6 protein-coding genes and 2 pseudogenes are annotated in these 6,253 nt (G+C 73.8%); 5 read left to right on the top strand and 3 right to left on the bottom strand.

What is annotated here, in order from left to right; genetic code table 11:
• Window positions 1–228 (bottom strand): annotated as a pseudogene (locus tag KS423_RS35680) (hypothetical protein); the annotation flags it as partial.
• Between the two features lie 222 nt (window positions 229–450).
• Between KS423_RS35680 and KS423_RS35675 the strand changes: the two are divergent.
• The 3 genes from KS423_RS35675 to KS423_RS35665 all read left to right on the top strand — a co-directional run bounded on the left by KS423_RS35675 (window position 451) and on the right by KS423_RS35665 (window position 2,587).
• Window positions 451–1,158 (top strand): helix-turn-helix domain-containing protein, encoded by a 708-nt coding sequence (locus tag KS423_RS35675; protein ID WP_224283897.1) that lies wholly within the window; start codon window positions 451–453, stop codon window positions 1,156–1,158.
• A complete protein-coding gene (locus KS423_RS35670) occupies window positions 1,155–1,892 on the top strand; it encodes an SRPBCC domain-containing protein (RefSeq protein WP_224283896.1) in 738 nt (245 codons plus the stop codon). Before KS423_RS35675 ends, KS423_RS35670 begins: the two co-directional genes overlap by 4 nt.
• A gap of 122 nt (window positions 1,893–2,014) precedes the next feature.
• The gene (locus KS423_RS35665) at window positions 2,015–2,587 is read left to right on the top strand and encodes a dihydrofolate reductase family protein (RefSeq protein ID WP_224283895.1); all 573 of its coding nucleotides are present in this window, start codon (window positions 2,015–2,017) and stop codon (window positions 2,585–2,587) included.
• 66 nt (window positions 2,588–2,653) lie between these two features.
• Here KS423_RS35665 and KS423_RS35660 read toward each other — a convergent pair.
• Window positions 2,654–3,490 (bottom strand): annotated as a pseudogene (locus KS423_RS35660) (class I SAM-dependent methyltransferase).
• Window positions 3,491–3,619: 129 nt separating this feature from the next.
• Here KS423_RS35660 and KS423_RS35655 point away from each other — a divergent pair.
• Window positions 3,620–4,210, top strand: a complete 591-nt coding sequence (locus KS423_RS35655; RefSeq protein ID WP_224283894.1) for a DinB family protein — start codon at window positions 3,620–3,622, stop codon at window positions 4,208–4,210.
• Between the two features lie 10 nt (window positions 4,211–4,220).
• Here KS423_RS35655 and KS423_RS35650 read toward each other — a convergent pair whose 3' ends face one another.
• The gene (locus KS423_RS35650) at window positions 4,221–4,778 is read right to left on the bottom strand and encodes an AAA family ATPase (RefSeq protein ID WP_224283893.1); all 558 of its coding nucleotides are present in this window, start codon (window positions 4,776–4,778) and stop codon (window positions 4,221–4,223) included.
• A gap of 260 nt (window positions 4,779–5,038) precedes the next feature.
• On the opposite strand from KS423_RS35650, the gene KS423_RS35645 reads away from it, so the two are divergent.
• On the top strand, window positions 5,039–6,175 hold the full coding sequence (locus KS423_RS35645) for an SUKH-4 family immunity protein (RefSeq protein WP_224283892.1): 1,137 nt from the start codon (window positions 5,039–5,041) through the stop codon (window positions 6,173–6,175).
• Window positions 6,176–6,253: the final 78 nt, after the last annotated feature.

Raw genomic sequence — 6,253 nt, 5'->3', positions numbered from 1 at the left:
CCCGGTGTCCCCGCCCGCCACCGACACCGCCGTCCCCCGGCGCAGCCCGGCGTCGGGCAGCACCTCCCGCAGCGCGGACGGCACCGGCAGCAGCCCCCTGGACTCCGCCGCCCGCCCCGCGCGTTCCCCCCGCTCCCCGGGCACGGCAGCCGGGGACGCCACCGGGCGGAGCACGGGGCGTGCGGGCTGCTCGGCGGTGGATTCGAAAACAGATTCGAAAACGGGCACAGACCCAGGATCGAACATTCGTTCGCAAAGATTCAAGTCCGACCTGGTCACCGGCACCGACCCGCCTGCAACGGGGTGCGGCCGTCGATGAACTTGGAGCCACTGGGCGACGTGCACGCTCTCGGAGGGTCCGACGCCGGCCGGGTGACGGCGTTCGCCCGACCGGGTACCGACAAGCATTTTTTCCTTGACAAATTTTTTTGTCGGTTGAATGCTGGAACAGTGCTGGAAGTCGCCGTGATCGAAGAACCCGCCGCGGCCGAGGCCTCGCTGGACCCGATGCGGTCACGCCTCCTCGCCGCCCTGACCGAGCCCGGCTCGGCCGCCATGCTGGCCGCCCGGCTGGGGCTGCCCCGGCAGAAGGTCAACTACCACCTGAAGGAACTGGAGCGGCACGGCCTCGTCGAACTCGCCGAGGAACGCCGCAAGGGCAACGTCACCGAACGGGTGTACCGCGCCACCGCGGCCTCCTACGTGATCTCCCCCAGCGCCCTCGCCGCCGTGAGCCCGGACCCCGCCCGCTCCCCCGACCAGCTCTCCGCCCGCTGGCTGCTGGCGCTCGGCTCCCGGCTGGTGCAGGAGGTCGGAGCCCTGCTGACCGGCGCCTCCCGGGCCCGCCGACGGGTCGCCACCTTCGGCATCGACGCGCAGGTGCGGTTCGCCTCCGCGGCCGACCGGGCCGCCTTCGCCGAGGAGCTGGCCCAGTCCGTGGCCGCCCTCGTCAGCCGCTACCACGACGAGTCCGCCCCCGGGGGCCGCAGCCACCGGGTGGTCGTCGGACTCCACCAGATCCCCGCCCTCCCCGCCGCGCAGCCCGCAGCCGGAGCGGAGCCCGGAGCCGCAGCGGAGCAGGACGAACCCGGCAGGGACCGGAACGAACCCGGCACGGAACAGGCCGGCACCCGGGCAGATCAGGAGAAACCACGATGACCCACCCGTTCGAGATCGAGCTGAAGACCTCCCTGCCGGCGAGCCCGGAACAGGTCTGGGAGGCGATCGCCACCGGACCGGGGATCGACTCCTGGTTCATGGGCCGCAACGAACTGGACCCGCGCGAGGGCGGCACCGCCGTCATGGAGACCGGGGGCCACCGCGAGGAGGCGGTCGTCACCGCCTACGAGCCCGGCAAGCGCCTGGCCACCCGTACGGCCACCGGCGAGGACGGCCGGTTCATGGCCTTCGAGTACCTGATCGAGGGCCGGGACGGCGCCGCCACCGTGCTGCGCGTCGTCCACAGCGGCCTGCTCGGCGACGACTGGCAGGACGAGTACGACGCACTGCGCCGCGGCTGGCCCTTCCACCTCCACACGCTCCGCGAGTACCTCGCCCACTTCCCGGGACGCACCGCCGTCCCCGTCTTCGCCGCCGCACCGTCGTCCGGCCGGCCGGAACCGGAGGTCCGGGCCCTCCTCGCCCGCGCCCTGTCGCTGCCGCTCCCGGTCGCCGCGGGCACGCGGGTCCACGGCGAACCGGCGGTCCTGCCGCCGTTGGACGGCGAGGTGGTCTGGGCGGACGACGAGCGCTTCGAGGTCCGCACCGCCGACGGGCTCTACACCTTCCACCACGGCTCCGGCCTGGTGCTGATGTTCCACCACCTCTTCGGCCCGGCTCCGGACGGGGCCGAGGCCGCCTGGCAGCAGTGGCTGGCCGGGGTCCTCGCCTGACTTTCGGGCCTTCAGGCCCTCAGGCGTTCCTCCAGGCCTTTCACACCCTTCAGGCCTGCCGGACCCGACAGACCTGGCAGGCCTGGCAGACGCAGACCCGTACGAGAACCGAGGAGCCCCCCATGCGCACCCTGATCAGCACCGCCTTCATCTCGCTCGACGGCGTCGTCGAGGGCCCCGGCGGCGAACCCGGCTACCGCAACTCCGGCTGGACCTTCAAGGACATCGAGTTTCTCCCCGAGGCGTTCGAGATCAAGGGGCGGGAGCAGGAGGAGGCCACCGCGATGCTGCTCGGCCGGGCCAGCTACCAGGCGTTCAGCCCGGTGTGGCCGGACATGGCGGAGTTCGCCCGCTACAAGACGCTGCCGAAGTACGTCGTCTCCACCACCCTCGCCGAGGACGACCTGGTGTCGAACTGGGGCGGGACCACCATCCTGCGCTCGCTCGACGAGGTCGCCGCGCTGAAGGAGACCGAGGGCGGCCCGATCATCGTCCACGGCAGTGCCACCCTGAACCACGCCCTCTCGGACGCCGGCCTGATCGACCGCTACCACCTGCTCGTCTTCCCGCTGCTGCTCGGCGCCGGCAAGCGTCTGTTCAGCGCGACGGACAAGGACGCCCAGAAGCTGAAGCTGGTCGAGTACGAGGCGTACGGGAACGGCATCCAGAAGCAGGTCTTCGACGTCGTCCGCTGACCGTTCCCCCCTTTCCGGTGAGAGCGCGGGCGTGGCGGGGCGGCCTGATCGCCCCGCCACGCGCCGTCAACGTCCTTCTGCGGGGCGCCAGATGAACACCTCGCTGCTCGGCTGCCGCTCCGAGAAGAGCCCCGACGGCGAGGTCCGGGCAAGGAGGCGGCGGAGGTCCGACTCGAAGGCCGGGCGGCGCCCGGCGAAGAGGTGCGGGGTCGAGGAGGAGAGCGCGAAGACGCCCGCGACCGCGTCGTCGGCCGTACGCTCCAGCGGCCGCCCGGGACGACGATCCGCCGCGGACCGGCGAAGCCCGCCCGGGCGAGGACCGCGGCCTCGTCGCCCGGAGTGCCGTGCGGCAGCAGCCCCCGCCCGGCGCGGCGGACCGGGCCGAGGTAGCGCCGGACCAGTTCGCCGATCGCGGCGTACGGGACCGGCGGGTGCGGCAGCCCCTCGGTGGGGCGCGGTTCGCCCTTCAGGTCCGAGATGTGCGCCAGGGCGCCGCCGGGCCGCAGCATTCGTCGTACGGTCGCCGCCACCAGGTCGCGGTCCATCCAGTGGAAGGACTGGCCGAAGGTCGCCAGCGTGAAGGTGCCGAGGCCCGACGGGAGTTCCTCGGCCCGGGCCCGCACCCAGGTGGCCTTGGGCTCCGCGGCGCCCGCCCGGCGCGCCTCGGCGATCATCCCGGCGTCCGGGTCCACTCCGACGACCTCGCCGAACAGGTGCGCCAGACCCAGCGCCGGCGTGCCCGGCCCACACCCCACGTCGAGCAGCCGTCCCCGCCCGTCGAGCCCCAGCGCCCCAACCGGCGCCTCCGCCAGCCCGGGGGGCGTACGGGAGCCTGCCGCGGGTGTAGTGGGCGGCCGTTCCGGCGAACAGCGTCTCGCCCCAGGTCCAGGCGTCGTCGGTCATGGCCGCTCCCTCGGGGAGGTTCCGCTGTGGGGTGAACGGAGCTGATCATGGCCCGGGTTGACGGCTGGTCACGTCCTGGTGAGGTTGGAAATCAATGGACAGGCATCCTGTGACCAACAGACTGATCCCATGACAGTGACAGATGACAAGACCGACCTCCGGATCTACATCCAGGACGCCCGCGACGCTCTGCTCTGGAAGCTCGAAGGCCTCTCCGAGTACGACCTGCGCCGCCCGCTCACACCTACCGGAACCAACCTGCTGGGCCTGGTCAAGCACGTCACCGGCGCCGAGGCCCTCTACTTCGGCGATGCCTTCGGACGCCCCTTCCCCGAACCGGCCCCGGTGTGGATCACCGGCCAGACCGAACCCAACGGCGACATGTGGGCACGGGCGGACGAGAGCACCGAGGAGATCATCGGGCGCTACCGGCGGGTCTGGGCGCACTCCGACGCCACCATCGAGGCCCTGCCGCTGGACGCCGTCGGCAGGATGCCGTTCGGCGCCCGCCACGAGCAGACCCTGCACCGGGTGCTCGTCCACATGATCGCCGAGACCCACCGCCACGTCGGCCACGCCGACCTGGTCCGCGAACTCGTGGACGGCGCCACCGGCCAGCGCTCCGACGGCGCCAACACCGCCCCCGGCGACGCCGACTGGTGGCGGGCCCACCACGACCGTGTGGAGCAGGCGGCCCGGGAGGCCGGCGGACTCGCCTGAACCGGAGACGTCAGCCTCCGTGCCGGGCGGCCGCGCCGACGTGCCGTACGACAGCGGCCGCCCGGTCGGCGAGGGGCCCCGGGGCGATCGGGACGCACGTGTACCCGAACTCGGCGTAGGCCTCCCGATGGATCCGCTCGAACCGCAGCGACTCCTCGTACGAGATGCGCCGCGCCTCGGTCGGGGTGACGAAACCCGGGCTCTCCACGAAGAACACCCGGCGTTCGTAGACCCCCGCCTCCCGGATGCGGTCGAGTTCCCGGGCCAGAGCCGGGGTCACCGGATGGCCGAGGTGCACCGCCAAGGCGTACGTGCACACCGGCGAGCGGTCGAAGAACCGCACCTCCCCCGGCGGGCCGACGGCCCCCTCCTGCCGCCGCCGTTGCAGGGCGGCCACCGCATTCACGAACGACGGGTCCGTCCACGGCTCCGGCTCGCCCTGGGCCTGCCGCAGCGCGATGACGTCCGTGGCGGCCTCCTCGACCACCGGGAAGCCCGCGCACTCCAGCCACCGCAGGATCGCCGTCTTTCCGGCCCCCGGCGTACCGGTCAGCAGGTAGCGCTTCATCCCCGCACCCTACGGGCCCGGTGGCGACGCACGGGCACCGTGGGGTGTCGGGCCCCCGCCGGCTGCCACGCGCCCCTCCCCGCGGCCGCACCCGGGCAAGCGCCTCGCAGCTTCGGGCCCGGCTGCCACACCACCCCCGCCCGACGGCCCCCGCGCCCCTTCCCGCTCGGAGAGCGCCTCGGCGGTGTCGGGCCGGGCCGCTAGGGTCTGTGGGTCACGGGGTAGGCCGGGAGAGGGTGGGGCACGTGGGGTGTGAGCGGGTGGCGGAGCTGCCGGGTGGGGTGGTGCACGCGGGGAGTCGGGAGTTCCTGGTGCGGGAGGGGCTGCCGACGGCCGGGGCGTTCCTGGACTTCGAGGCGCTCGGGGGCGGGGAGCTGACGGCGTTCCCCGCGGAGGCGGAGCGGCTGTTCGTCCTCGGGGAGACGGAGTACTGCACGCCGTTCGCCGCCACCGGCAGCATGGTGCTGCTGGACGGGGTGACCGGGGAGGTGTTCCTGGACAACGGCGGCCCGCGGCGCGACCTGCTGGCCTCCGGCCTGGCCGCGCTGGCGGGCCTGGTCCGCGAGGTGGATGCGGTGGCCGAGGCGGCCCGGCGGCCGGAGGCGCTGGGCGGGCGACGCGGGCCGACCGTGACGGCCGAGGTGTTGGCGGGAGCCGAGCGGCGGATGCGGGAGATCGATCCCGGGCTGTTCGACGACGAGTCCGCACCGCCCCCGCACTGGGGCACCGCGCTGCTGGTGCGGGCACTGGGCTGGGGTGCGCTGCCGGGTGGTCCGGGCGGGCCCGCGTACGAGACAACCCCGGAGCTGGTGGCGGAGCTCGCGGCGCTGACGGACCAGGACGGCGGCCCTGGCCGGGTGCACCGGTTCCGGCCCGAGGACCTGCCCGCCGCCCTGGTGCACGGGCCGACCCGGCAGCTGCTGACCGAGGTCGGCCTGCCGCTGGGCGGGGCGATGTTCGGAGTGTGCGACGAGCCGCTGGTCAGCATGGGCGAGGCGTACCCCGAGTACTTCGACGGCGAGGAGGAACGCCCGTACCAGCGGGACTTCCTCGCCCTCGGGGACTGGCCGACCGACCTCACGATCGCCCTGGACGGCGCCACCGGCCGGCTGGAACTGCCGGACTGGTACGACGACGGCCACCCCGAGGCCTACCTGAACCGCGACCTGTCCGCCCTGCTCTACGCCCTCTGGACGTACGAGCGGCTGCGCGCCGAGTGGGACCGCTGGGACTACGGCCGGGCCCGGGACACCTGGGCGGTGTTCGACCCGCAGGCGCTGCTGAGCGCGGTGGTGGACCGGTTGGTGGAGGCGGTCGACCCGCAGGCGTTCGCCTCACCCGGCTGCTCCTGGCGGCTGCTCGCCGAGGACGGTCACATGGGCGGCCTGCTCGGCTGAGCCGCTCGGCCGAGCTGCACCGGTGACGGGCGGTGGGCGGCGGCGGGCGGCGGCGGCCGGCGGCGGCGGGCGGTGGGC

It is taken from the genome of Streptomyces sp. LS1784 (assembly GCF_020103755.1).
Classification (GTDB): domain Bacteria; phylum Actinomycetota; class Actinomycetes; order Streptomycetales; family Streptomycetaceae; genus Kitasatospora.
This window is presented reverse-complemented; position numbering and strand designations above follow the sequence as displayed.